The 25,128-nt window shown below is 71.3% G+C and carries 17 protein-coding genes, 6 pseudogenes and 1 riboswitch; of the genes and pseudogenes, 11 read left to right on the forward strand and 12 right to left on the reverse strand.

What is annotated here, in order from left to right; genetic code table 11:
* Positions 1-58: 58 nt before the first annotated feature.
* Positions 59-1,021, forward strand: a complete 963-nt coding sequence (locus ACQY0Z_RS28415; protein ID WP_254588781.1) for an electron transfer flavoprotein subunit alpha/FixB family protein — start codon at positions 59-61, stop codon at positions 1,019-1,021.
* Between the two features lie 665 nt (positions 1,022-1,686).
* A complete protein-coding gene (locus tag ACQY0Z_RS28420; protein ID WP_381728070.1) occupies positions 1,687-1,965 on the forward strand; it encodes a hypothetical protein in 279 nt (92 codons plus the stop codon).
* Positions 1,966-2,305: 340 nt separating this feature from the next.
* Here the strand turns inward: ACQY0Z_RS28420 and ACQY0Z_RS28425 are convergent, their stop codons facing one another.
* The 7 genes and pseudogenes from ACQY0Z_RS28425 to ACQY0Z_RS28455 all read right to left on the reverse strand — a co-directional run bounded on the left by ACQY0Z_RS28425 (position 2,306) and on the right by ACQY0Z_RS28455 (position 7,791).
* The gene (locus tag ACQY0Z_RS28425; protein WP_189907084.1) at positions 2,306-3,091 is read right to left on the reverse strand and encodes an ABC transporter ATP-binding protein; all 786 of its coding nucleotides are present in this window, start codon (positions 3,089-3,091) and stop codon (positions 2,306-2,308) included.
* A complete protein-coding gene (locus tag ACQY0Z_RS28430) occupies positions 3,088-4,203 on the reverse strand; it encodes a FecCD family ABC transporter permease (protein ID WP_189907086.1) in 1,116 nt (371 codons plus the stop codon). The genes ACQY0Z_RS28425 and ACQY0Z_RS28430 overlap by 4 nt, the downstream gene beginning before the upstream one ends.
* Positions 4,200-5,225: an ABC transporter substrate-binding protein gene (locus tag ACQY0Z_RS28435; protein ID WP_439813037.1), complete on the reverse strand. Its 1,026-nt coding sequence runs from the start codon at positions 5,223-5,225 to the stop codon at positions 4,200-4,202. The genes ACQY0Z_RS28430 and ACQY0Z_RS28435 overlap by 4 nt, the downstream gene beginning before the upstream one ends.
* Positions 5,226-5,253: 28 nt before the next feature.
* Positions 5,254-5,431: riboswitch (cobalamin riboswitch) on the reverse strand.
* 54 nt (positions 5,432-5,485) lie between these two features.
* A complete protein-coding gene (locus tag ACQY0Z_RS28440) occupies positions 5,486-5,917 on the reverse strand; it encodes a class I SAM-dependent methyltransferase (protein WP_189907089.1) in 432 nt (143 codons plus the stop codon).
* A gap of 359 nt (positions 5,918-6,276) precedes the next feature.
* Positions 6,277-6,519: pseudogene (locus tag ACQY0Z_RS28445) on the reverse strand (5-methyltetrahydropteroyltriglutamate--homocysteine S-methyltransferase); the annotation flags it as partial.
* 273 nt (positions 6,520-6,792) lie between these two features.
* Positions 6,793-7,364, reverse strand: a pseudogene (locus ACQY0Z_RS28450) (GNAT family N-acetyltransferase).
* A pseudogene (locus tag ACQY0Z_RS28455) lies at positions 7,364-7,791 on the reverse strand (hypothetical protein). Before ACQY0Z_RS28455 ends, ACQY0Z_RS28450 begins: the two co-directional pseudogenes overlap by 1 nt.
* A gap of 592 nt (positions 7,792-8,383) precedes the next feature.
* On the opposite strand from ACQY0Z_RS28455, the gene ACQY0Z_RS28460 reads away from it, so the two are divergent.
* Both ACQY0Z_RS28460 and ACQY0Z_RS28465 read left to right on the forward strand, forming a co-directional pair.
* The gene (locus ACQY0Z_RS28460; protein WP_189907144.1) at positions 8,384-9,025 is read left to right on the forward strand and encodes a superoxide dismutase; all 642 of its coding nucleotides are present in this window, start codon (positions 8,384-8,386) and stop codon (positions 9,023-9,025) included.
* A gap of 198 nt (positions 9,026-9,223) precedes the next feature.
* Positions 9,224-9,568, forward strand: coding sequence for a hypothetical protein (locus tag ACQY0Z_RS28465; protein ID WP_189907142.1), 345 nt, complete (start codon positions 9,224-9,226; stop codon positions 9,566-9,568).
* 64 nt (positions 9,569-9,632) lie between these two features.
* Here the strand turns inward: ACQY0Z_RS28465 and ACQY0Z_RS28470 are convergent.
* From ACQY0Z_RS28470 to ACQY0Z_RS28480, 3 pseudogenes are all read right to left on the reverse strand, one after another.
* Positions 9,633-10,030, reverse strand: a pseudogene (locus ACQY0Z_RS28470) (AMP-binding enzyme); the annotation flags it as partial.
* Positions 9,997-11,020: pseudogene (locus tag ACQY0Z_RS28475) on the reverse strand (CoA transferase); the annotation flags it as partial. The pseudogenes ACQY0Z_RS28470 and ACQY0Z_RS28475, both read right to left, overlap by 34 nt.
* A gap of 113 nt (positions 11,021-11,133) precedes the next feature.
* Positions 11,134-12,358 (reverse strand): annotated as a pseudogene (locus ACQY0Z_RS28480) (IS110 family transposase).
* Positions 12,359-12,919: 561 nt separating this feature from the next.
* On the opposite strand from ACQY0Z_RS28480, the gene panD reads away from it, so the two are divergent.
* Entirely contained in the window at positions 12,920-13,348 is a 429-nt protein-coding gene (gene panD / locus ACQY0Z_RS28485; protein WP_189907151.1) for an aspartate 1-decarboxylase, read from the forward strand.
* Between the two features lie 40 nt (positions 13,349-13,388).
* Positions 13,389-13,733, forward strand: coding sequence for a GNAT family N-acetyltransferase (locus ACQY0Z_RS28490; protein WP_189907150.1), 345 nt, complete (start codon positions 13,389-13,391; stop codon positions 13,731-13,733).
* A gap of 746 nt (positions 13,734-14,479) precedes the next feature.
* Here ACQY0Z_RS28490 and gndA read toward each other — a convergent pair.
* Positions 14,480-15,919: an NADP-dependent phosphogluconate dehydrogenase gene (gndA, locus tag ACQY0Z_RS28495; RefSeq protein ID WP_189900495.1), complete on the reverse strand. Its 1,440-nt coding sequence runs from the start codon at positions 15,917-15,919 to the stop codon at positions 14,480-14,482.
* A 429-nt stretch (positions 15,920-16,348) separates the two neighbouring features.
* Here gndA and ACQY0Z_RS28500 point away from each other — a divergent pair, with 429 nt between their 5' ends.
* Positions 16,349-17,614 (forward strand): transglycosylase family protein, encoded by a 1,266-nt coding sequence (locus ACQY0Z_RS28500; protein WP_254588649.1) that lies wholly within the window; start codon positions 16,349-16,351, stop codon positions 17,612-17,614.
* A 28-nt stretch (positions 17,615-17,642) separates the two neighbouring features.
* On the opposite strand, the gene ACQY0Z_RS28505 is transcribed toward ACQY0Z_RS28500, so the two are convergent.
* The gene (locus tag ACQY0Z_RS28505; RefSeq protein WP_189900492.1) at positions 17,643-18,782 is read right to left on the reverse strand and encodes a DMT family transporter; all 1,140 of its coding nucleotides are present in this window, start codon (positions 18,780-18,782) and stop codon (positions 17,643-17,645) included.
* Between the two features lie 228 nt (positions 18,783-19,010).
* On the opposite strand from ACQY0Z_RS28505, the gene ACQY0Z_RS28510 reads away from it, so the two are divergent.
* The 4 genes from ACQY0Z_RS28510 to ACQY0Z_RS28525 all read left to right on the forward strand — a co-directional run bounded on the left by ACQY0Z_RS28510 (position 19,011) and on the right by ACQY0Z_RS28525 (position 25,019).
* The gene (locus tag ACQY0Z_RS28510) at positions 19,011-19,748 is read left to right on the forward strand and encodes a (2Fe-2S)-binding protein (protein ID WP_189900516.1); all 738 of its coding nucleotides are present in this window, start codon (positions 19,011-19,013) and stop codon (positions 19,746-19,748) included.
* 37 nt (positions 19,749-19,785) lie between these two features.
* Positions 19,786-20,937: a glycogen synthase gene (glgA, locus tag ACQY0Z_RS28515; protein ID WP_189900490.1), complete on the forward strand. Its 1,152-nt coding sequence runs from the start codon at positions 19,786-19,788 to the stop codon at positions 20,935-20,937.
* Positions 20,938-20,988: 51 nt separating this feature from the next.
* Positions 20,989-22,209 (forward strand): glucose-1-phosphate adenylyltransferase, encoded by a 1,221-nt coding sequence (glgC, locus tag ACQY0Z_RS28520; protein ID WP_189900488.1) that lies wholly within the window; start codon positions 20,989-20,991, stop codon positions 22,207-22,209.
* A 191-nt stretch (positions 22,210-22,400) separates the two neighbouring features.
* Positions 22,401-25,019, forward strand: a complete 2,619-nt coding sequence (locus ACQY0Z_RS28525; RefSeq protein WP_254587501.1) for a PA14 domain-containing protein — start codon at positions 22,401-22,403, stop codon at positions 25,017-25,019.
* Positions 25,020-25,128: the final 109 nt, after the last annotated feature.

The following is a 25,128-nucleotide window of genomic DNA, read 5'->3' on the forward strand; positions in this document are numbered from 1 at the left end:
GCAAGGCACGGCTCGCTTCCCGCCCCTCATACCTCGCAAGCAGGAGAGAAGAAGTCCCATGGCTGAAGTTCTCGTCTACGTCGACCACGTGGACGGCGCCGTCCGCAAGCCGACCCTGGAGCTGCTGACCCTCGCCCGCCGCATCGGCGAGCCGGTCGCCGTGGCGCTGGGCAACGGCGCCGGCGACACCGCCGCCACGCTCGCCGAGCACGGCGCGGTCAAGGTCCTCACCCACGAGGCCGCCGAGTACGCCGACTACCTGGTCGTTCCCAAGGTGGACGCCCTCCAGGCCGCGGTCGCCGCGGTGTCCCCGGCCGCCGTGCTGGTCCCGTCCTCCGCCGAGGGCAAGGAGATCGCCGCCCGCCTGGCGCTGCGCATCGGCTCCGGCATCATCACCGACGCCGTCGATCTCGAGGCCGGCGACGAGGGCCCGGTGGCCACGCAGTCGGTGTTCGCCGCCGGCTACACCACCAAGTCCCGCGTCTCCAAGGGCACCCCCGTCATCACGGTCAAGCCGAACTCGGCCGCCGTGGAGGCCGCCCCGGCCGCCGGCGCGGTCGAGTCCCTGAGCGTCACCTTCTCCGGGCAGGCGACCGGCACCAAGGTCACCGGCCGCACGCCGCGTGAGTCCACCGGCCGTCCGGAGCTCACCGAGGCCGCGATCGTCGTCTCCGGCGGCCGCGGTGTCAACGGCGCGGAGAACTTCGCGATCATCGAGGCCCTCGCCGACTCGCTCGGCGCGGCCGTCGGCGCCTCGCGTGCCGCCGTCGACGCCGGCTGGTACCCGCACACCAACCAGGTCGGCCAGACCGGCAAGTCGGTGTCGCCGCAGCTGTACATCGCCAACGGCATCTCCGGCGCGATCCAGCACCGCGCCGGCATGCAGACCTCGAAGACCATCGTGGCCGTCAACAAGGACGCCGAGGCCCCGATCTTCGAGCTGGTCGACTTCGGCGTCGTCGGCGACCTGTTCGACGTCGTCCCGCAGCTGACCGAGGAGGTCAAGGCCCGCAAGGGCTGAGGCTCAGCCCTCGACGCCAGAAAGTGTTTGAGACACCTTGCCACGATCCTTGTGTCCACTGACTACTGCCCAGAACGCCTGAGTGACAGGTGATCACGCACGCCGTTCCGGAAGGCGCCTCGTAGGCTTGGGGGCGTCGTGAGGGCTCCGGGGAACGGGTCGGGCCTTCCTGCAGTTGCCTGGCGATCCATCAGAAGAGTCGGCAGTGGTCAGCATGAGTTCTGAGAGACCTGGGGGAAGCTGCCCGGACGTGCGACTCGTTGCAGAGTGTGGAAAAAGCCCTTGACCTGCAAAATGCAGACAGGGAGCCGTCTTTCAGGAGTCCGGAGTGCTGCGCACCATGATTAAGTCCTGATGGAGTTGTCCACGTGCCACCCGTGGAGTACTCCGTCATCCTGCGCTGCCGGGGCCGCCACTGCTTCGCGTATTCCGCGACCGTCTGCTGACCGAGTTCCCGGCGAATTTCGCCAACGGACGGGGCCGTCGTCTTTCTCTTAACGTGCACATCGTTCCCTGTCTCGGATCAAGGAAGCTGAACTCTGTCACGCCGATCGTGGTCGAGCGTTTCCTGGACGAGTTGGAGGCCGAGCGGGTGGGCCGCGGAACCAGGTGAACAGCTTCCGCACTCTGAAGGCGATCCTGCGGGACGCCTGTGGCAGGGGGCCATGGCGGACGATCCTGTGCAGGCGGTCCAAGAGTACGTCCGCCGGAAAGTGGTTATCCCGCCCCTCGTCCACGTGAAGAAGGCGCTGACCGCCGCTGACGAGTATCTCGCGCTTGAGATCGTCATGATGGTGGGCTGCGGCTTGCGAAACGGGGAAGCCCGGGCAGTGAACATCCACAACGTTGTGGCGGACGATGTCTACCGGGTGCATGAGCAGATCCACTCCAACACGCACAAGCCGGCGAAGCTGAAGCACCGCAAGGTGGGGGAGTCGGCGTAGTTGGTGACAGATGCGTGAGAGCGCCTGTCACAGTGGCATTCCACGAGAAGCCCCGTAGGTGCGGCCCGGCGGGGCTTTTGGACGGCGGGTTTCTGAGTCCGTCATGGGCATCGTTGCATCCGAGTTCCCCACTTTCGAGTACCTGGAGCACCGACGGGGCGACGACGCGACCTCTGCGACCGGTACGGGGCACGCCGGCCAGGAACTCTCCGCGGTCGACCAGAGCATGGCATCGGCTCCCGCAAAGACCAGCACCCTTTTGGGAACCTCGGTGCCCTGGAGGTGTCGGCCACGCTCCCCGTTCCGTCCCAGGTGGCGCGGATGGGTGTGGATGGAGCCTTCATCTGCGTGGCTCTTCGGGGAGGAAGGTCACCTGAGGGGCGCCCGTGCGCGGATGGGTGGTGACTTCCGCCGCCACTCCGTAGACCTCGGCCAGGAGTTGGGGGGTGAAAATCTCGGAGGGCGGTCCGGAGGCGGTGACCTCGCCTTGGTGCAGGACGTAGAGGCGGTCGCAGTAGTAGGCGGCCAGGTTGAGGTCGTGCAGGGCGAGCAGCACGGTGGCGGGCAGGCGGCGCAGGGCGCCGAGCACGGACAGTTGGTGCCGGATGTCGAGGTGGTTGGTGGGTTCGTCGAGGACGAGGAGGGCGGGCTGCTGGGCGAGGGCGCGCGCGATGAGTACGCGCTGGCGCTCGCCGCCGGAGAGCCGGTCGAAGGGACGGTCGGCAAGGTGGACGGCGTCGACCGCGAGGAGGGCGGAGTCGATGAGTTCGACGTCCTCGGGGGTGTCGCCGGCGAGGAGCCGTTTGTGCGGGGTGCGGCCCATGGCGACGACCTCACGGACGGCGAGGTCGAAGTCGGCCGCCGAGTCCTGGACCACTGCCGCCACGGTGCGGGCCAGTTGCCGCACCGGCAGCGACCAGGCGTCGTCCCCGTCGACGCGGACCTGGCCGGTGTCGGGGCGCAGGACGCGGTAGACGGCGCGCAGGAGGCTGGACTTCCCGCTGCCGTTGGGGCCGACGAGCCCGATGGTCTCGCCCGGGCGGGCGGTCAGGGAGACGTCGCGCACCAGGTGGCGGGCTCCGGCGGTGAGCGTGACGCCGTCGACGCTCAGTTCGGTCGCGGTCATGCCACTCCTCGGTCGGTGCCGCGCCGGGCGTCCCGGCGCATCAGCCACAGGAAGAACGGCCCGCCGCACAGGGCGGTGAGGACGCCGACGGGTATCTCCATCGGTGCGGCGACCGTCCGTGCGGCGATGTCGGCCCAGACGAGGAAGACCGCTCCGCCGAGTGCCGCCGTCGGCAGGACCCGGCGGTGGTCGCCGCCGACGAACAGGCGCACGATGTGCGGCATCATCAGCCCGACGAAGCCGATCGGCCCGGCCGCCGCGACCAGCACGCCCGTGACGAGGGAGAGCAGGACGAACAGCCGGGCGCGGAAGCGGGCGACGTCCAGGCCCATCGTGGTCGCCGTCTCCTCGCCGGCCAGCAGCAGGTTCAGGTGGCGGGCATGAACCATGAGGACGCCGACACCGAGCAGCAGGGCCGTGCTCGGCAGCCACAGCGTGCTCCAGTTGACGCCGCCGAGGCCGCCGAGGGTCCAGGCGAGGACCGCGCGAGCTTCGTTGCCGCGGCCGGTGCTGAGCAACAGCAGGTGGAGCACGGCGGTGAGCACCGCGGCGATCGCCACTCCGGACAGCACGAGCCGTGACGCGGTGATGCGTCCGCCGGTGCGGGCGGTGGCGTACACGAGCACAAGCGCGGCCAGGGCGCCCACGAAGGCGGCCACCGACAGGGAGACCGGCCCGAAGAGGGTGAACCCGAACACGATCACGGAGACCGCGCCGAGCGATGCTCCCGAGGAGACGCCGAGCAGGTACGGCTCGGCGAGCGGGTTGCGCACCAGAGCCTGCAGAGCGGTGCCGATCACCGCCAGGCCGGCTCCGGTGACCGCGCCCAGCAGGACCCGCGGTGCCCGCACGTCCAGCACGATGGTCTCCCGCGCCCCTGACCAGTCCGGATCCTGCCAGTCGGCGCCCAGCGCGTGCGTCACGATGCCCCACACCTGGACGGGCGGCACCTGGACGGAGCCGATCGTCAGGCCCGCCGTGGCGGAGACGACGAGCAACGCGGTGAGGGCCAGCAGGATGACGGCCTGCCGCGTACGGCCCGGTCCTGACCCGGTGGCCTCCCGCCGTGGAACTGTCCGCTCGGCGGGCGTGCCGGTGGCGGCCTGGGTCACCGGAAGCTCTCGGGGTGCAGCCCGCGGGCCAGGTCCTCGACCGCGTAGGCCGAGCGGATGCCGACCAGGGTGGCGGTCAGCGGCAGGACGACGAAGCGCTTGTTCCTGACGGCGGGTACGTCGGCCAGCGCGGGCTGGGAGAGCAGGAACTTCTTCTTCTCTCTCACGCTTCCGGAGCCGGCGTAGTCGTAGAGGGCGATGACCTCGGGCTTGCGCTCGACGACCTGCTCCCAGGAGACGTCGCCGAAGACGTCGTCGAGGTCGGCGAAGACGTTCTCGCCGCCGGCCAGCCGGATCAGCTCCGTACCCAGGCTCTTGCCGCCCGCGGTAAAGGCGCTTTTGTCGCCGCTGTCGTAGACGAAGACGGGCACCTCGGGCTCGCCCTCGACCTTGGCTGCGGCCTTGCCGACGCGGGTCTGCAGGTCCGTGACCAGCTCGTCGGCCCGGTCCGGGACACCGAAGACCTTGCCGATGGTGCGGATCTCGCCGTAGGTGTCCTTCATCGTCGCCCGCTTCCTGCCGCAGTACTCACGGTTGAGGTAGGTGTCGATGCCGGCGTCGGCGAACGCCTTGCGGGAGCGGCCCTCGTTCTCGGCGAAGGCACTGCCGTAGCCGCCGTAGACGAAGTCGGGTTCGGCGTCCAGGATCTTCTCGAACGACGGTTCCTTCTCCGCCAGTTCGGGGATCGCCTCGTAATCCCTCTTCAGCTCGGGCAGGACGGCGGAGTCGGGGAAGGCCGTGCCGACCATGCGGTCCTTGAGCCCGAGGGCGAGCATGAGTTCCGCAGGGTGCTGGTGGATGGTGACCACCCGCGACGGAGGCTCGTCATAGGTCGTCCTCACGCCACAGTTGTCGACGGTGACGGGAAAGCCCGCCAGTGCCGCCGCGGTGGCCTTCCCGTCACCGTCGGTCCCGTCGGACGAGCCGCAGCCGGTGATCAGCAGCACTGACGAGAGAGCCACGGCAGCGGCCGCGGCACGAAGGAACCCGCGCGGGCGGGCAGGGGTGAACAAAGGGGACACGTGAAGCCTCCTGGAGTCCGCGCTCCTCGGATCGGGCCCGCGACGGACCAGTGTCCTGACTCCCGGATCGACGTTCCCTCCGCCTTCCCGCGCACAGCGCAGTGGCATGCTGGAGGGGCGCTCCCCGGTCACAGTGGCGGGACCGTGCCGGATTCGCACCGGCTTCCTGTCTCCCGTCGCGGCGATGACCAGGTGATCCTACGTTCCTCCGAGCCGACGGCAAAAGGGCGTGCGAACCCGGCCGCATGCCCCGCGCCCCCTCACGCTTCGCGGACCGCCCGAAGGAGCCGCTCGGTACTCTCGCCGTAGGGGCGCCCGTCGAACCCACCGAAGACCTCCACGCGGTCGAACCCTGCCTCCTCGGCCATCCGCCGCAGCTCCACCGCGCTGTACACGAACCACGTCAAGGTGGCCCGCGTCACCCGCTCGCCCCGGACCAGAACCCATTCGCTGCGCCGCCGCGCCCACTCGTCCACGTCCACTCCGGTCACGCGGTGGCCGCGGCGGGCGAGCGGCACGGTGAACACCCCCGGTCCGCACCCCAGGTCCAGTACGCGCGAACCCTGCGGGAAGGTCAGTAGGGGAGAGGTGTCCAGCAGTTCCTCTGCCCGCTCGTGGCGCTGCTCGGAGAAGGGGAAGTCGTGGAACTCGGTCCAGAAGTCATCGTCCTGGAAGCCGCCCGTCCGTGTCATCGCGTGTCAGTGCTCCTTCGTGGTCGTCGTCGGGGAGAGGTCGCCGCGCCGTGCGGCGGCGCAGCGTGAGCAGAAGAGGGGGAAGCAGCAGACACTGGGCGGCTGCCAACAGCAGGAACCAACCGGTGTGTCCGGTCCGTTCGCCGAGGCCGTACAACTGCCCGACCAGCACGCCGCTCGCGCAGGCGCTCCGGCCCGCGGCCAGCCGCTGCTGGCCGAAGACCACGGCATCGGAGCGAGGGCTGCGGCGCAGTGCGGTCCGCTAGGGCTCCGCCGACGATGCCGCCGGAGAACTGCACGAGCGATGCCACGGCCAGGACGACGCCGATCGTGCCGAGCCCCATCCCGAGCCGCTCGTGCAGCTCGTCACGGACGGTGCGGGCGGCGGCCACCAGGTATTCGAGCGAGGCCCGGGTCTCGGGCCAGGCACGGGTCTACAGGCCGCAGTCGGGGTTGACCCACAGCCGCTCGGCCGGGATGGCCCGTAGACCGGTGCGCAGGAGGTCCGCGGCCTCCTCAGTGCTCGGGACGCGCGGGGAGTGGATGTCGTAGACACCCGGTCCGGCCTCGCGCGGGTAGCCGTGCGAGGCCAGTTCCGGGGCACCGACGCCATCGCCGCCGACCTGGCGGCGAACCGTGCCGACCTCGCCTCCCGTGCTTCAGGAACGCGGACGTCCGTGATCCGGGCGGTGACCCCTGTCACGCGCCCGGAACGGTGCCAGGACCTCGCCGCCCTGGGCCAGTGCTTGACGAACAGCAAGGTCGGGGCATCGGTTCCCAGTGGGGCGCCGAGGACCACGTTGTGGCGCGCTCGGTGACGATGTCGAGGAAATGGCGGCGGATTTGAGCGGTGGGCAAGGCGGGGCTCCGAAGGCTCACAGGTGGAGCGGGGCGAGGGAACGGGCGGGGTGGCGCGGGACGAGGAAGACGACGATGCCCTTGCCGTCGGGGGAGAGGTGGGTGGCCTGCGTCCAGCCGTGGCGGCGGTAGAAGGCCATGGCCCGCCCGTTCCGGACCGAGGTGAGCAGCCATGCCCGCCCCTCGGGCGCGTCTGCGGTCACCGCTTCGAGGAGGCGGGCGGCGAGGCCTGTGCCGCGGGCGGTGGGCCGGACGGCGAGTTCGTCGATTTCCCGGGCTCCGCACAGCCAGTCGGCGGTGCGGTCGTTGCCGAGGCCGGCGGCCGCCCGGGGATAGCCGCGGTCGGTGGGGAGGGGGACGGAGTGGTCCACGCGGTGGCGAAGCCGACGATCTCCCCGTCGCGCACGGCGGTCGCGGCGGTGAACCCGGCACGCCGCACGTCCGCCGGCAGCCGGGAGGCGAACTCGGTTGTCTGCGCCTCGTCCTCGTGCCAGGGCGGGGCGCAGAAGGCGTCGACGTACACCGAACGCAGTGACTCGGTGTGCGTGAGTATCCCGGCGTCCCGGTGCACACGGATGTCCGTGGTCATCAGGCGGCCACCGCCTTCCCCATGACGACGGGGTGCAGTGCGGCGTACTCCAGCGGTGCCGGTGCGGCGCCCGTCCGTACGAGAAGGTCGCCGACGGGGGCGGTCATCGCGCCGTTGTCGGTGCACAGCCGCAGCGGCGGCATCCGCAGTTCGGCGCCCGCCGCCAGACGGTGCTCCTCGGTCGGCGACCGTACCCGCGAGTTCGCGGCGACACAGCCGACCACGACCAAGGCGCTCACGCCGTGCTCGGCGCAGGCGGGAACGCCTCGATGGCCGGACCGTCCGGATACGGCAGCCCGAAGACCCGTGCCGCCTTGTCGAAGCACTCCGCGACCGCGTCGTCCAGCGTGTCCCCGAGGTGCGTGACCGGGTCCGCTCCCGTCTTGCTGCAGGACGACTCGATGCCCGGCGCCAGCGCAGACCTCATCGGTGACCTCTCTGCCTCATATAAGTTGTTGCAAATAGTGTGCAATAAAATCTCCGATGACGTGCACCGAACCGGCTCCGCGCACATGGCCGCCCCCAGGGGGGATGCGGCCTTGACTCCTCCGGTGCAGCCCCTGGTCCCGAGGCGCGCAGCAGTGCCCCCGCCCGGGCTGCCATGGGTCATCACGGCGAAAATCGTCCGGGTCGGCGCCCACGGCTGGGGTGGCCCGCCGGATGTCGCACGGTCCGTCCCGCTCAAGGCCCTCGGCCGCGACGAGTCCGCCGCCATTCGCGTCTTGGCCGACGGAGCGGGGAGCGGGCCCGCTTCCTGCGTCCAGGTGATGGAGGTGTCGGCTGGGGATCGTCCGCCATTCGTGTGCCGAACGCGACGAACGGGTCGCCGTGACCAGGGGGTTCGTGGCAGAGGGGTGGGTTCGGGTGCCGCACGCGAGATCGGCCGCACCGTCGTTCGTCGTGCGCCGGTCGGGGTTCCGGTGACACGGCCCTAGGGCCAGCGCCTGTTCATTGATTGCCACTATTGCTGGTAGCGTGCAACTGCATACGAGTTGCAATAACATCGGAGGATGTTGGACATGGCGGTGTACACGCTCCCGGAGCTGCCCTACGACTACTCGGCGCTCGCCCCGGTCATCAGTCCGGAGATCATCGAGCTGCACCACGACAAGCACCACGCTGCGTACGTCAGGGGCGCCAACGACACGCTGGAGCAGCTCGCCGAGGCTCGGGACAAGGAGCAGTGGGGCTCGATCAACGGCCTGGAGAAGAACCTGGCCTTCCACCTCTCCGGCCACATCCTGCACTCGATCTACTGGCACAACATGACTGGTGACGGCGGCGGCGAGCCCCTGGCCGCCGACGGTGTCGGTGACCTCGCGGACGCGATCGCCGAGTCGTTCGGCTCCTTCGCCGGCTTCAAGGCGCAGCTCACCAAGGCCGCCGCGACCACTCAGGGTTCGGGTTGGGGCGTCCTGGCGTACGAGCCGCTGAGCGGCCGGCTGATCGTCGAGCAGGTCTACGACCACCAGGGCAATGTGGGCCAGGGCTCCATCCCGATCCTGGTCTTCGACGCCTGGGAGCACGCCTTCTACCTCCAGTACAAGAACCAGAAGGTCGACTTCATCGACGCCATGTGGGCCGTCGTCAACTGGCAGGACGTGGCCAGGCGCTATGAGGCCGCCAAGTCCCGCGCCGACGTGCTGCTGCTGAATCCCTGACCGCGAGGGCCGTATGACGTCCTGCTCGTGATCGTCTTCTCACCCTTCACCTGCAGGCGGCACAAGGAAGGGCCTCCGGCCGGGACGACCCGGTCGGAGGCCCTTCCGGCGTGTCTGGGCTGCACGTCCTGGACGCGCTCGAACCGGCCGGCGTCCATGGCGCCGTGATTCCGGTGCCCAGCCATCGCGTGGCCGAACGTGCGGCGGCCCGTCCGGGAGACCAAGTCCAAGAGCGCCTGGCCGGACGGCAAGGCGCCCACCATCGTGGTCCAGGTCTTCTCCGCCTGGTCGGCGAAGCTGGCCGGGGCCGAGGTGGTCGGCACGTACGGACCCGAGGCCGTGACGGCCGAGCAGTTGTCCGACCTGTCCAGGAAGAAGCCCCAACTGGTGCCCGACAACGTGCACATGACGACCGGCACCGTGCTGCCCGACTCGGGCGCGCGCCAGGTGGGGATCGTCAACTACCCGGACAAGGGCATGGATCTGCTGACCTTCTACAAGAACGCGGCGACGACGCTGGAGAAGGCGATGAACGCCTCCTGAGCCGTGGCGCCGGATGACAAGGGCCGCTCGGGGAACACTCCGAGCGCCCTTGTCGTCCGGCGGGTCAGTCGGCCGAAGCCAAAGGCTGCTGCTGTCGCTCCGCTTCGGGCGTGCACCGTTCCCGCAGTACCGCCTGGTCCGGCTTGCCGGCCGGCGTCAGGGGCAGCTCACTCAGCACCAGCAGGCGCTCGGGGTGTTTGCGTCGTTCCAGACCTGGCCTATCCAGGTGGGCGCACAGTTCCTCCAGCGTGGGCGCCGCCTCGTCCCTGGGCACGACGCAGGCCGCGAGCCGCTCGCCCATCAGCGGGTCGGACACGCCGACGCAGACCACGTCCCGGACCGCCGGGTGCGCGGCCAGTTCGACCTCGACCTCGGCGGGCTGATGTTCGCACCACCGCGGATCAGCACGTCCTTCAGCCGTCCGACGACCCGGAGCGTGCCCTCCTCGTCGATGAGACCGAGGCGCGTGCCCGGGCCGGCGCTGTCAGTACGTCGGCTGCCCCCAGCAGTGACGAGTCCACCCGCATGCCTATTCCCGTGCGCTGACGCAGCAGCAGGCCCGCGAGGACGGCCTCGGTGGCGAGGAGTCCCCCGAGTACGTCGAGCAGTGTCATCAGGGACGGTACGGGCGACTCGTCCGCGGGTCGCACCGCCTCCCTCACCTCGGCGCGGGCCTGCACCATGAAGTCGGTGGCCCATCGGAGCCCCGGGCAGCCGGTCGGCCCAGCCGCTGGTGTACGCGTGGACGAGCGCGGGGTTGGCGGCGGTCAGGTCTTCGTTGTCCAGGCCGAGCGCGGCGGCCTTGCCGGGCGCCCAGTTGTGCAGGAACACATCGGCGTCCGCTGCCATCGCGCGCAGCCGCTCGCGGTCCGCGGCGGACTTGATGTCCACCTCGACGGCCTTCTTGCCCCGGTTGAGTGCGAGCCAGCGGGCCGAGACCCCCGAGCAGGTCGGCGGCATGCCGCGCAGCGGATCACCGCCTGGCTGCTCGATCCGCACCACTTCGGCGCCGAGCAGGCTCAGCAGATGCGCGGTGAGCGGCGCCTGGATCCAGCGCCCGTCCTCCAAGACGGTCAGCCCGGCCAGCGTGGCGTCGACGGGCGGTGGTGCACCGGATCCGGGGTACGACGCCTCGTGCGCCGTCAGCTTCCAGGGCGGAGACCCGTCGTGCTCGGCGGCCCGTTCGGTGAGCGTGTTCAGGGCGCACACCTCGGCTCCGGAGGACCGGGCCGCTTCCTGGGCGCGCTCCCAGCGGTGGCCGCGGGCCGAGGCGTGCAGCTCCTGGGGAAAGGGCGCGCAGGCCGTGGCGTACCGGAACTGGAAGGGCCGCCAGCCGCGCCGTACCGCGTTCGCTGGTGCGCCGAGGGTGTGCCAGAAAGCGGCCCACGCGCCCGGGTGGAGCGTCTCCAGGTCGAAGACGACCCCGTCGGCGGAGGTGAACGGCGGACCGGAGGTCCTGGCGGTGGTCATCCGGCCCGGGTCCTGGTGACGCCGCCGCGCGGCGGAGCACCGTGGGGCGTATGGCGCTCCGCCACGCGCTGTCAGACACCCCATGCCGTTTGAGGTCAAGCGGCATGGGGGTGTGCGTGGTGCGACCAAGCGATTGCTTCGTCGTAGGAGGTGCGGGTTTTGAGGCACCCGTGGAGGATGCCGACGAGGCGGTTGCCGAGCTGGCGCAGGGCGGGGTTGTAGTCGACGTCGCGGGCGCGTTGTCTGTCGTAGTAGCGGCGGGCGCCGGGGGATGCTTGCAGTGCGCAGAAAGCCTGGCGCTGGAGGGCGTCGGCGAGTCGGTTGTTGCGGACGTAGCGGGCTTGGACGGTGTGGCTCTTGCCGGAGGCGCGGGTGATCGGGCTGGTGCCGGCGTAGTTCTTGCGGGCCTTCGCGGAGGCGTAACGGGCGGGGTCGTCTCCGAACTCGGCGAGCACCCGGGCACCGGTGATTTCCCCGATGCCGGGCATCGAGAGGTAGATCTCAGCGTCCGGGTGCTTCAGAGAATGGGCCTTCACCTCTTCTTCCATCGCGGCGATCTGCTCGTTCAGCGCGATGATCAGCCGCGCGTGAACGGTCACGGCGGCCGCGTAGGCCGCTGTGACCGGCTCGGGCAGTGCGAGCTGTCGTTCGCGAAGCGCGGTCTGGATGGTGGCCGCCTTCGCGTCGCGGTTGCGTCGGCGGTGGCGGGTCAGGACGGCGGTGATCTGCGTGCGGGTCAGCTTGGCCGCCCTGTCCGGCGTGGGGGCCTTGATCAGCAGTTCTAGTGCGTCGGTGCTGGTCAGAGCGAGGTCGGAGTAGGCATTCAGGGCGGCGGGGAAGTACTCGCGCAGCGTGCTGCGAAGCCGCTGAAAGGTGCGAGTTCGCTCCCAGACCAGGGTCTGGTGGGCGCGGGCGACGACTTTGACGGCCTGGGCCTGGTCGCTGTCCCCGGCCACCGGCCGCAGCTGGTCGCGGTCGATGCGGACCATGTCGGCCAGCGCGTGCGCGTCGCCCTTGTCGCTCTTGGCCCCGGAGGAGGCATACCCGCTCTTTGAACCGGGCCACCTGCCGGGGGTTGATCGCGTAGACCTGGTAGCCAGAGGCGATTAGGGCCTGAACCCACGAGCCCCGGTCGGTCTCGATGCCAACGATCACCTTCCCGGGGTCCAGCTCACCGCCGTGACGTGCGATGAGTTCGTGGAGCCGGCCGATGCCCGTCACGCCTTCGGGTAAGGTCGCGGCGGCCAGCTTGCGGCCAGCCTCGTCCTGGAGTTCGACATCGTGGTGGTCCTCGGCCCAGTCGTCACCGATCAGCAGCAACAAGCCCTCCCCAAGTCCGTTCCTGATCCTGCGGCGTAGCCTGCGGAAGGCTCGGCGCGCGGCCTAATGGATCCAGTGCTCACGCCCCGCAGGGCGGGCACGCCACCCCATCAGCGGTCTGGCCTCCCGGCCACCAACAGGGGCACGGTCTGACAGCAGAAGTCCGTGCTTCCGGCGGCAATAGTGCTCACCTCCTGGCAACTACGGAACCAAGCATCCCCCGGCTCCGTAGCTCCCATTAGGCGGTGACAGCATCGGCCACCTCGCACCCGGCTTCGGTGATGGCCGCGCGGACCAGGGCGTCGCGGCCTGGCGCATCGTCAGGTCAGTCAGCATCCGGTCAGCATGAGTCCGCAGCATTCCGGGACAGAGGTTCGGGTCGGTGCCTGGTCGGCCATGGTGCGACAGTCTGAATTGGACGGAAGCGCAGGCGAGGAGCCTTCTTACCCGAGAGGGGTCCATGTTCTCCGGGATCTCCGAGTGCGATGCGTGCCGGTGTACAGTGAAGGACGCCCTTGACCTGCACAAAGCTGGCAGGGAGCCGTCATACAGGAGTCCGAAGTGCTGCGTACTCTTTTCAAGTCCAAGATCCACCGTGCCACCGTCACCCAGGCCGACCTGCACTACGTGGGATCCGTGACGATCGACGCCGATCTGCTCGACGCCGCCGATCTGCTGCCCGGTGAGCTCGTGCACATCGTCGACATCACCAACGGCGCCCGGCTCGAGACGTACGTCATCGAGGGGGAGCGCGGGTCCGGTGTGATCGGGATCAACGGGGCCGCCGCCCACCTCGTGCACCCGGGCGACCTCGTGATCATCATCAGCTACGCCCAGGTGACCGACGCCGAGGCGCGGGCACTGGAGCCGCGCGTCGTCCATGTGGACGGCGGCAACCGTATCGTCGCGCTCGGCGCCGATCCGTCCGAGCCGGTGCCTGGGTCGGACCAGGAGCGCAGCCCGCAGGCCGTGGCCACGGCCACGGCCTGAGTGGCGTCGGAGACAGCCGAAGAAGAGGAGTGTGACGGGCGTGGGTGGTGTCGAGATCCGCGACGACCGGGGTGCCGGGCGGCTCGAGGCGGTCGAGGGCGGTGAGGTGGTCGGGCGGATCGAGTACTTCGTCCTCGACGAGCCCGCGCCCGCGCTGGTTCCCGTGCACACCGTCGTCGAGCCCGCTCATGAGGGGAAGGGCATCGCCGGGTCGCTCGCCCGTGAGCTGTACGGCCTTGCCGCGCGTGAGGGTGTCGTGGTCGCGCCGCTGTGTCCGTACGTCGTGCGGTGGGCCGCCCGGCATCCGGAGGAGGCGCCTGCCGCTGATCCGGAGCTGTTGCGCGGGGCCAAGCGGTGGCTGGCGGAGCATCCTGAGCGGTTCTGACCGGGGTGCGGTGGGCGCACCCGGGCGGCCGTCGTTCCGTCACGCGCTCGGGTGAGTGTGGGCGGGGGCGCCGGGTAGGCGTGGGGAGTAGTCCAGACCAGAGCCCATGTCGACCGAACGGTCGGAGGTTACGCGTCATGACGAACCCGTACCCGGATCCTGTTCCGCCGGGGCCCACGCCCGGTCCCGCTCCGGGGCCGGATCCCGCGCAGCCGCCGCCGCCCGAGCCGGGGCCCGCGCCCGAGCCGGGGCCCGCGCCTGAGCCGCCTCAGCCGCCGCCGGGGCCTGGGCCGCAGCCGCCGGGGCCGCCGCCCGAGCCGCCGCCGTCTCCGATTCCTCCGGGGCCTGAGCCGCCTCCGACTCCGGAGCCGGGGCCTCCGCTGACCTGAGGTGCGTGGGGGCTGGTCGCGCCGTTCCCCGCGCCCCTGGGTGTGCAGCGGTCCCACTGCTCCGGAGGCTTCGGTGGGGCCGGCCGCCCCCGGTCCGTGCGGGTGCGTGGGGGCTGGCCGCGCAGTTCCCCGCGCCCCTGGGAGGGGACAGCCTTCTCCCGCCTCTGCGGGTGCGTGGGGGCCGAGCGCGCCGTTCCCCGCGCCCCTTCGGGCGCGGTACAGCCGCTCCCGGGGGCGCGAGGAACGGCGCGATCAGCCCCCACCGGCCCGCACGGGCGGGGGTTGTCGCAGCCCCCCGGGGGGGCGCGGGGAACGGCGCGACCAGCCCCCACGCACCCGCACCCGCACCCGCAGGCTCTACGCCGACACCTCCGACCGATCCCCACCCCACAGCGTGTGGAACGACCCCTCCCGGTCCACCCGCCGATACGTGTGCGCCCCGAAGAAGTCCCGCTGCCCCTGCGTCAGCGCAGCCGGCAACCGTTCCGCGCGCAGCGCGTCGTAGTACGCGAGCGCCGCCGCGAAGCCGGGTGTCGGGACGCCCTGGCGGGTCGCCGCGATCAGGACCTCGCGCCAGTCGTCCTGCGCCTCCGCGATCTCGCGGGCGAACGTCTCGTCCGACAGCAGGCTCGGCAGGTCGGCCCGCGTGTCGTACGCGGCCCGGATGCGGTCCAGGAACGCCGCCCGGATGATGCACCCACCGCGCCAGATCGCCGACACCGCGCCGAGGTCGATGCCCCAGCCGTACTCCTCGCTGCCCGCCGCGATCTCGTGGAAGCCCTGCGTGTACGACACGATCTTCGACGCGTACAGCGCCTGTTCCACCCGGTCGGCGAACGCCGACGCCTCCGCCTCGCCCATCGGCGTAGGCTTCGGACCCGCCAGCCCCTGCGAGGCCTCCCGCAGCGCCGCGTGCCCCGACAGCGAGCGCGCGAACACCGCCTCCGCGATGCCCGACACCGGCACGCCCAGGTCCAGGGCGATCTGCACGGTCCAGCGCCCCGTGCCCTTCTGCTCCGCCTGGTCCACCACCACGTCGACGAACGGCTTGCCCGTCGCCGCGTCCACGTGCGACAGCACCTCCGCGGTGATCTCGATCAGGTACGAGTCGAGCCGGCCCTGGTTCCAGGTGCGGAAGATGTCCGCGATCTGCGCGGGGGAGTACCCGGCGACGTCGCGCAGCAGCTGGTACGCCTCACCGATCAGCTGCATATCGGCGTACTCGATGCCGTTGTGCACCATCTTCACGAAGTGACCCGCGCCGTCCGGACCCACGTGCGTCACGCACGGCGAGCCGTCCTTCGCCTTCGCGGAGATCTTCTCCAGCATCGGGCCCAGCGAGTCGTACGACTCCTTCGGGCCGCCCGGCATGATGCTCGGGCCGTTCAACGCGCCCTCCTCACCGCCCGACACGCCCATGCCGACGAAGTGGATGCCCTGCTCGCGCAGCGCACGCTCCCGGCGGCGGGTGTCCGCGAAGTGCGCGTTGCCCCCGTCGATGATCATGTCGCCGGGCTCCAGCAGCGGGGCGAACTCCTCGATCACCGCGTCCGTCGGCTCGCCGGCCTTCACCATCACGACCAGGCGCCGCGGCCGCTCCAGCGCCGCCACGAACTCCTTGGCCGTCTCGGCCGCCACGAAGCTCCCCTCGTGACCGAACTCCTCCACCAGCGCGTGCGTGCGGGCCGCGGTCCGGTTGTGCACCGCGACCGTGTAGCCGTTGCGGGCGAAATTACGTGCGAGGTTGCGGCCCATGACCGCGAGCCCGGTGACGCCGATCTGCGCTGAACTGCTCATAAAGGTTGCTCCTGGTGACCTCGGTATCGGTGCCGCCGGGTGCCGGTGCTGCCGGGTGGACGCCCGCCGGTCCTGACATCGACCATCCTTGCGTGCCGCACTCGCGTGCGCATCGCGGGTCTTCGGGACCCGCGCAGGCACATACGCGCGAAAGCGCCCTCCGTACTCAGCGTTCCGGCCGGTCACCCACGGCCCACCCTCCCGGAACGTCAGGCCGCACCCTCCGCGCGCCCGTCCGGCGCACGCCGCGACACGCTCCCGCGCCCGGCGGCAGGCGCCCGCGCACGCTCCCCTCCGACGGCAAACGGGGGCGCAACGGGCGTATCTTCCACGCCATTTGGCGCATCTGTGCGGCCGATAGCCGCCTTGTCACGGCCTGTTCGCAGCGCTTACTTTTTCCCCTCCTGACGCATTGTCGAGGGGGATTCCATGGCCGTGCGCGGCCGGCACCGCCGGTATCAGCCGAACAGGATCAACCGGGCCTCGCTCACCGTCACCGCCGGCGGCGCGGGCATGGCCCTCCCGCTCATGGGCACGGGAACGGCGCAGGCCGCCGACGTGGACACCTGGGAGAAGGTCGCCGCCTGCGAGTCGACCGACAACTGGGACATCAACACCGGCAACGGCTACTACGGCGGACTGCAGTTCAGCCAGTCCACCTGGGAGGCGTTCGGCGGCACCCGGTACGCGCCGCGAGCGGATCTGGCCACCAAGGACCAGCAGATCGCGATCGCCGAGAAGGTCCTCGACGGACAGGGCCCCGGCGCCTGGCCGACCTGCTCCGTACGCGCCGGACTCACCCGCGACGGCGCCGACCCGGACATCCGCCCCGCCGCCGACCGGACGCGGCGGGACGACCGCCGCACCTCCGTGGAGGACGTCCGGCCGAACACCACGCCGCAGGCCCGTGCCGGCCGCGCCGAGATGTACACCGTGGTCCGCGGCGACACCCTCTCCGGCATCGCCCAACAGGAAGACGTCCGCGGCGGCTGGCAGGGGCTCTACGCGGCCAACAGATCCACCATCGGCGCCGACCCCGACCTCATCCTCCCCGGCCAGCGCCTCAGGCTCACCGGCGGAAGCACCGCCTCGAGCCGTACGGCCAAGCCCTCCACCCCCTCGCCGGAACCGTCCGGCAAGAAGACCGCCGCCCCCAAGACCGGGAACAGCAAGAAGGCGGAGAACAGCAAGAAGGCCGAGAGCAGCAAGAACGCCGAGAACAAGAAGACCGAGAAGCGGGCCCGGGAGCGCGCCGACCGCTCCGGTTCGGCCTCGTCCTCCTCCGACGGCGCCAAGCGCGTCGCCCCCGTCAGCGCCGCCCTCGGCACCCCGTACCACAAGGCCGGGTCCTCCTGGTCGAAGGGCTACCACACCGGCGTGGACTTCCCCGTCCCCACCGGCACGCCCGTGAAGTCGGTCGGCGCCGGCACCGTGGTCGCCGCGGGCTGGGAGGGGTCGTTCGGCTACCAGGTCGTGGTGCGGCACGCCGACGGCCGGTACAGCCAGTACGCCCATCTGTCGGCGATCTCCGTCAAGGACGGCCAGTCCGTCGGCGCGGGACAGCGCATCGGGCGGTCCGGTTCCACGGGCAACAGTTCGGGCCCGCATCTGCACTTCGAGGTGCGGACGGGGCCCGGATTCGGGTCGGACGTCGACCCACTCGCCTACCTGCGTGCCGGCGGCGTCAACATCTGACGCGCGCGGTCACGGTCTGAGCCGGCGGTCACGATCTGACGCGCGCGAGATGCCGGTCGCCCGTCGGCAGCGGCACGTACGGGCCGCCGTAGAAGGGCGCGTACGGCATGACCGGCACCGCCGCCGGGTCCACCGCGTCCGGCCCGGCGGCCGCCGCGGGCACGGTGACCGGCGACGGGACGACCTCCGGCAGCGTCACGTCCTCCGGCACCTTCAGCTCCGCGAGGAGCAGCTCGGCGGCGGCATCCTCCGCGTCCCGGGCCTCCCGCCCCGCGACCACCGGAACGGGCCGGGACTGGGCGGTCACCGGAACAGGCACCGCCCGGACAGCCCCCTCCCGTGCCAGCCGCTCCGTGGTCAGCAGGATCAGACCGCCCGCCGCCACCACCCCGCAGCTCAGCGCCAACGCCGTGCCCGTCGCGCCGTACCGGAACGTCTCGCCGAACATCGTGATGCCGACCGCGGCCGCCACCACCGGGTTCACCACGGTGAGCGTCGCCAGCGGGGCCGCGAGGCCCGCGCCCTTGTAGGAGGCCTGGGACAGCAGCATGCCCGCCGTCGCCAGCACGCCGATCACCGCGAGGGACGGCAGGTCGCCCGCCGACACCCCGCCCGTCCAGTCCACCGCGACCGTCTTGGTGAAGACCGAGGACATGCCGAACGCGACACCGGCCGCCGTCGCCAGCAGGATGCTGCGCACCGCCGGATGACGGTGCGCAGCGCGCGCCGCGACCATCAGCGTCACGACCGCCGCCGCCGTCACCACGGCCGCCGCGACCCGCTGCGGGCCGTCCAGCGACTGCGCGCCCGACGCGCCGACCAGCGCCAGCAGACCCGCGAGACCCACCGTCGCCATCAGGGCGCCCCGCCAGGCGGTCGCCCCGGCCTTCCGGTTGACGAACAGCGCGGCCATCGGCAGCGCGAACACGATCGTGAGGGCCCCCAGCGGCTGGACCAGGCTCAGCGGGCCGTAGGCCAGCGCCACCACATGAAGGAGCGCGCCCAGACCGTTCAGCGCGACCGCGGCCCACCAGGCCGGCCGGCGCAGCGGGGCGTACTGCCGCGCGCCGGTCGAGGAGAGCGCCACCTGCTCCTGCACGATCGCGCCCCCGGCGTACGCCACCGCGGACACGAACGAGAGGAGCACGGACAACGCGAGGGCGCTCATCGGCTGCTCCTCTGCGTGAGGCGGGGGCGGTCTGCCCGGCGCGGCGAACGGTCGGCTTCCATGACCAACACCTTGCCGCGTCAGGGTGTTCCCCGTCGTCGTCCCTGAGCACCCAATGCGTCCTACTGCCGATGGAGTACGAGGACGCCCCTGTCATCCCCTGGGTGGGCGTCGTAAGGCCGAGGCCCCTGACAACCACCCCCGAGGGACTTGGTACTCCTGTACGTCGTGGACCTCGACCCGCGCCTCACCGCCCTCCGTGCCCTCGGTGGCTTCTTCGTCCTGCGCGCGGGGGAGGACGCCGACCGTCACCTTCCCACGCTCGACCAGGCATACGGCCCCCGCCGCCCCGGTGTTCAACACACCCCCGCGACCGACCCCCTGACCGTCCGCGTGCGCCGCGTCGCCGCCGCACTCCGCACCCAAGAGCCCCGCGTCGCCGCCTCCGTGGCGCATCAGGGGCTGGCCGCACGCCTGTGGTCCGTCGCCCTCGGCTGCGCCGCCCTCCACGGCGCCGTCCCCGACCTCGCACCGAGCACGCTCCGCTGGGACCCCGAGGGCAGCGCCCCCGACGACCTCCACCTCCCCGAGGTCCGCCCCCTCCCCGGTGACGCGGCGACCCTCGCCGACGTCGTCCTGCGCGGACACCTCGAACCCCTCTCCGCCGCCCTGCGCGCCCGCCACCGAATCGCGCCCGCCCTTCTGCGCGGCAATGCCGCCTCCGCCCTCGCCGCGGCCGCCCGCGAGATCACCCGCCACGCCCGCCCCGACGCCGCCGCCCGCGCCACCCGCCTGGCCGGCGACCTCCTCGACCACCCCCTCCTCACCGGCGCCGGCACCCTCACCGGCAGCGCCTTCCGCCGCCGCAGCTGCTGCCTCTACTACCGCGTCCCCGGCGGAGGCGTCTGCGGCGACTGCTGCTTCGTGCGGCCGCCCCGCTCTTCCCCGCGCGCCCCGACTGCGTGACCATGGGAGGGACGTCCGCGCAGACAGGGGGTTCAGGGTGCGAGTGGGACTGCTGACCCGGGAGTACCCCCCGGACGTGTACGGCGGCGCCGGGGTCCATGTGGAGTTCCTGGCCCGGGAGCTGCGGTCCCTGGTGGACCTGGAGGTGCACTGCTGGGGCGAGGGCCGCGCGGACGGCGTGCTGCGCCACCGCTCCTGGTCCGCGCTCGACGGCGCCAACGACGCCCTGCGCACCTTCTCGACCGACCTCGCCATGGCCGCCGCCCTCGAAGGCCGCGACCTGGTCCACTCCCACACCTGGTACGCCAACCTCGGCGGCCACCTCGCCAAGCTGCTGTACGGCATCCCGCACGTGGTGACCGCGCACTCGCTGGAGCCGCTGCGCCCCTGGAAGGCCGAGCAGCTCGGCGGCGGCTACGCCCTCTCCAGCTGGGCGGAGCGCACCGCCTACGAGGCCGCCGACGCGGTGATCGCCGTGTCCGGCGCCATGCGCGACGACATCCTCGGCTGCTACCCGGCCCTCGACCCGGCCAGGGTGCACGTCGTCCACAACGGCATCGACACCTCCCTGTACCGCCCCGACCCCGGCACCGACGTCCTGGACCGGGTCGGACTCGACCGCTCGCGCCCGTACGTGCTGTTCGTCGGCCGGATCACCCGGCAGAAGGGCGTGCCCCATCTGCTGCGGGCGGTGCGCGCCCTCGACCCGGCCGCGCAGGTGGTGCTGTGCGCGGGCGCCCCGGACACCCCGGAGATCGACCGGGAGTTCCGCGAGCTGTACGAGGAGCTGAGCCGGGTCCGCGACGGCGTGCACTGGATCCCGCAGATGCTGCCCCGGCCCGAGGTGATCCAGCTGCTGACGCACGCGACCGTGTTCGCCTGCCCCTCGGTGTACGAGCCGCTCGGCATCGTCAACCTGGAGGCGATGGCGTGCGGCACCGCCGTGGTCGCCTCCCGTGTCGGGGGCATCCCGGAGGTCGTCGACCACGGCAGGACCGGGCTGCTCATGGACGTGGACGACGACTTCGAGGCGGGGCTCACCCGGGCGCTGGACGCCGTGCTCGGCGACCCGGACACCGCGCGGGCGATGGGCGAGGCGGGACGGGAGCGCGCGGTGACGGAGTTCGGGTGGGACGCGGTGGCCCGCCGCACGGCCGGGCTGTACGAGGAGATCTTCCGGCAGGCCTAAAGCGGCCCGTCCGGGGCAGTCATGGGAAAACTCGGCGTGAGGGGAGCGGCCATGCGTCGTGGTGGTCCTTCGGTCCTGGGAATCGTGTTGGCGGGCGGCGAGGGCAAGCGCCTGATGCCCCTCACGGCGGACCGCGCCAAACCGGCGGTCACCTTCGGCGGCACGTACCGCCTCGTCGACTTCGTGCTGTCCAACCTGGTGAACGGCGACATCCTGCGGATCTGCGTGCTCACGCAGTACAAGTCGCACTCGCTGGACCGGCACATCACCACCACCTGGCGGATGTCCAGCCTGCTCGGCAACTACGTCACCCCGGTCCCCGCCCAGCAGCGGCTCGGCCCCCGCTGGTACCTGGGCAGCGCCGACGCGATCCTCCAGTCGCTGAACCTGATCTACGACGAGCGCCCGGAGTACGTGGCGGTGTTCGGCGCCGACCACGTGTACCGCATGGACCCGCGCCAGATGCTCAACCAGCACATCGAGAGCGGCGCCGGCGTCACCGTGGCCGGGATCCGGGTGCCGCGCACGGAGTCGTCCTCGTTCGGCGTGATCACGCCGGGCACCGACGGGCTCACCGTGGAGCGCTTCCTGGAGAAGCCCGCCGACCCGCCCGGCCTGGCCGACGACCCCGACAGCGTGTTCGCCTCCATGGGCAACTACATCTTCACCACCAAGGCGCTCGTCGAGGCCCTCCAGCGGGACGCCGAGGACGAGAACTCGGTGCACGACATGGGCGGTTCGATCCTGCCCCAGCTCACCGAGCGGGGCGAGGCCCACCTGTACGACTTCAGCACCAACCACGTGCCGGGCGAGACCAGCCGCGACCAGGGCTACTGGCGTGACGTCGGCACGCTCGACGCGTACTACGACGCGCACATGGACCTGATCGCCGAGCGCCCCGCGTTCAACCTCTACAACCGTCAGTGGCCCGTCTACACCCACTCCGGGCAGCTGTCGCCGGCCCGGTTCAACGCGGGCGGCATCGCCGGCGAGTCCATCATCAGCGCCGGCTGTCTCATCCGGGGGCAGGTGACACGGTCCGTGCTGTCGCCGGGGGTCGTGGTCGATCCCGGGGCGGTGGTGCAGGGATCGGTGCTGCACGACAACGTGCACATCGGGCGGGGCGCGGTGGTGCGCGGGGCGGTGCTGGACAAGAACGTCGAGGTGCCGCCGGGCGCGACGATCGGCGTCAACCCGGAGCGCGACGCGGAGCTGTACACCGTCTCCAAGGGGGGCGTGATCGCCCTCGGGAAGGGGCAGTTGGTGCCGTAGCGGTTCTCGACGAGGCCCCGGTCACGCGTGACGACCGGGGCCTTTGTCATGTCCCTGGACTCATGGAGGAATCCGTGCTGTTATGCCAAGTGCTGTTCTTTGACAACGTTGTACGGGACTGACAACACACAGAACAGAACATGCGACACCTGCACAGCGAGAGCCGTCACTTCCTCACCGACGGAGGATCCGTGCGCATCGGACGACTCAGGAACCGCTTCGCCCTGCTCCTGGCCACCGCGCTGGGCGTCACCGGCCTCACCGCGACCGGGCCCGCCTCGGCCGCCGCCGAGGACGACCCCGTGGAGATCCACGGGCTGAAGGGCGAGTACTGGACCCACTCCGCCCCCGGCGCCTTCGACTTCCACGAACTCAAGGCCGTCGCCTTCGACCCGCAGCTCGACTTCGACAACCTGGAACCGCGCCTGAGCCTCACCACCGGCCAGGCCGACGACGTCAGCGTCCGCTGGACCGGCAAGATCGTGCCGGAGACCACCGGCGCCCACACCTTCTCGGTCAGCTCCGACAACGGCTTCCGGCTGTGGGTCGACGGCGCTCTCGTCATCGACCACTGGATCGACGACTGGGACAAGGAACAGACCTCCGAGCCGGTCCAGCTCACCGCCGGCCGCGCCCACGACATCAAGGTCGAGTACTTCGAGCACTACGGCGGCTCCAACTTCCATCTGCGCTGGACCCCGCCCGGCGGCGCCAAGGAGCCGGTGCCCCGGTCGGCGTTCCGCCTCCCGGACGGCTTCGACTACGACGGCGCCCTCGCCGCCACCGTCCTCGCCTCCGGACGCACGCTCAAGCTGGACTTCCCCAAGCCCCTCGCCACACCGCCCGCCGGCTTCACGGATCACGTCAACGCGGTCATCGGCGGCGCCCGATGGCCGCTCACCTCGGCGAAACCCGACCCGGACGACCCGAGGGCGCTGCTCGTCAGCCTCGCGGAACCCGTCGTCGGCAACAAGACCGGCACCGCGCGCGGCACCGCCGACATCCAGTACGACGGCCAGGGGGGCCTGAAGGCCACCGACGGCGACCCCGTGGACGCCTTCCTCAGCAGCGGCCCCAACCGCTCCACCCATGAACTGAGCACCCCGTGGGCCGACGAAGTGGGCCCCGGCAACGCCCACCCCGAGTACCCGCGCCCCCAGCTCGCCCGTTCCGAGTGGCGCAACCTGAACGGCCGCTGGCAGTTCGCCGCCGCGGAGGAGGGCGAGCGTCCGCCCGTGGGCCGCACGCTGAAGGAACGCATCCTGGTGCCGTACCCGGTGGAGTCCCAGCTCTCCGGCATCCAGCGGCACGAGGACCGCATGTGGTACCGCCGCACCTTCACCGTCCCGCGCGACTGGCACATCGGCTCCGGCAAGCGGCTGCGCCTCAACTTCCAGGCGGTCGACTGGCGCGCCGAGGTCTACGTCAACGGCGCCAAGGTCACCGCGCACGAGGGCGGCTACGACAAGTTCTCCGTCGACGTCACCGACGCGCTGAAGCGGAGCGGCCCCCAGGAGCTGATCGTCGGCGTCTACGACCCCACCGACGCCGCCGACGGTGAGAACCCGCCGATGGGCAAGCAGCGGCTCGACCCCAGCGGCATCTGGTACACGCCCAGCTCCGGCATCTGGCAGACGGTCTGGATGGAGCCCGTCGCCCGCGACCACGTCGATTCCCTGAAGCTGATCCCCGACGTGCCCGGCGAGCGGCTCACCGTCGAGGCGAAGGGTGTCCGCGACGGCCTGCCGGTCACGGCCACCGCGTACGACGGACGGCGCAAGGTCGCCACGGCCACCGGCCGCACCGGACAGCCGCTCACGCTGAAGATCAAGAATCCGCGCCTGTGGTCGCCCGACGACCCCTTCTTGTACGACCTGAAGGTCAAGGTCGGCGCCGACCGGGTGAACAGCTACTTCGGCATGCGCTCCATCGCCGTCGAGAAGATCGACGGGGTGCCGCGCACGGTCCTCAACGGCAAGCCCGTCTTCCTGATGGCCACCCTCGACCAGGGTTTCTGGCCCGACGGCCTGCACACCGCGCCCACCGACGAGGCCCTCGCCCACGACCTCAAGGTGCACAAGCAGCTCGGCTTCAACTCGGTGCGCAAGCACATCAAGGTCGAACCCGACCGCTGGTTCCACTGGGCCGACCGCCTCGGACTGCTCGTGTGGCAGGACATGCCCTCCATGCGGGACGCCCGCACCCCGGACGCCGAGGCCCGTGCCCGCTACGAGCGCGAGATGAAGGAGATGATCGACGAGCACATCAGCAGCCCGTCCATCGTCATGTGGGTCACCTTCAACGAGGGCTGGGGCCAGTACGACGTCGGCCGGATCGCCGCGCAGGCCAAGTCCTGGGACCCGAGCCGGCTGGTGAACAACCAGTCAGGGCTGAACCTGGGCGCCGACGGCGGCACCGGCGACATCATGGACGAGCACGGCTACCCGAGCCCCGCCCTGCCGCCCCGGCCGGACGGTGAACGCGCCCTGGTCAGCGGTGAGTACGGCGGCCTCGGCCTCGCGGTGCCCGGCCACGCCTGGCCCGTGCAGCAGTCGTACGTCGACGTCGACCCGGCCACCTACACCGACGACTACCTCACCAAGCTGGGCGAGGTGCGGGCGCTGGTGTGCCGGGGCGGCAACGGCGCCGTCTACACCCAGATCTCCGACGTGGAGGGCGAGCTGAACGGTCTGCTCACCTACGACCGGCGGGTGCTGAAGCCCGACGTGGAGCGGGTGCGGGCCGCGCAGCGGGACCTGATCCGGGACGCCTCCCGGGCCCGGCCCGCGGGCTGCCCGGCCACCGAGTGACGGCCCGCTGAGCGGGGCTCCCGCCCGTCCGGGTGGCGTGCGTCCGGGTGGCGTCCGTCACCCCGCCGGACGGCCGGAACGCCCCACGGGCCCCGCAGAACACGACGTC

The organism is Streptomyces sp. P9-2 (assembly GCF_051903975.1).
Classification (GTDB): domain Bacteria; phylum Actinomycetota; class Actinomycetes; order Streptomycetales; family Streptomycetaceae; genus Streptomyces; species Streptomyces cellulosae.